At 58.4% G+C, this 625-nt stretch carries 1 rRNA gene; it reads left to right on the forward strand.

Features of this window, described 5'->3' with window-relative positions:
* A 23S ribosomal RNA gene (locus tag NVV99_RS26345) occupies positions 1-625 on the forward strand; the annotation flags it as partial.

The following is a 625-nucleotide window of genomic DNA, read 5'->3' on the forward strand; positions in this document are numbered from 1 at the left end:
TAATAGCTCACTGGTCAAGTGGTTCTGCGCCGACAATGTAGCGGGGCTCAAGTACACCGCCGAAGCCGCGGCACTCACACAACACCCATTCGTTCCTGCGGGAACGTGTGCAGTGGTGTGGGTGGGTAGGGGAGCGTCGTGCAGCCGTGGAAGCGCCGGAGTGATCCAGGTGTGGAGGCTGCGCGAGTGAGAATGCAGGCATGAGTAGCGAAAGACGAGTGAGAAACTCGTCCGCCGGATGACCAAGGGTTCCTGGGCCAGGTTAATCCGCCCAGGGTGAGTCGGGACCTAAGGCGAGGCCGACAGGCGTAGTCGATGGACAACGGGTTGATATTCCCGTACCCGTGTATCCGCGCCCAATGGCGAATCAGTTGTGCTAACCGTCCAAAAGTTTCCGCTGTTCCTTCGGGAACTGTGGGGATGGCTGCACGGGACCCTGATTGTAGTAGTCAAGCGATGGGGTGACGCAGGAAGGTAGCTGGGCCAGGTGATGGAGTACCTGGTGTAAGCCGGTAGGGCGAATGGTAGGCAAATCCGCCATTCACACAGCCTGAGAGGTGATGCGTACCCGTTGAGGGGAATTCAGTGATCCTATGCTGCCGAGAAAAGCCTCTAGTGAGTTGGT

Source organism: Rhodococcus sp. PAE-6 (assembly GCF_025290685.1).
GTDB classification, from domain to species: Bacteria; Actinomycetota; Actinomycetes; order Mycobacteriales; family Mycobacteriaceae; genus Rhodococcus; species Rhodococcus pyridinivorans.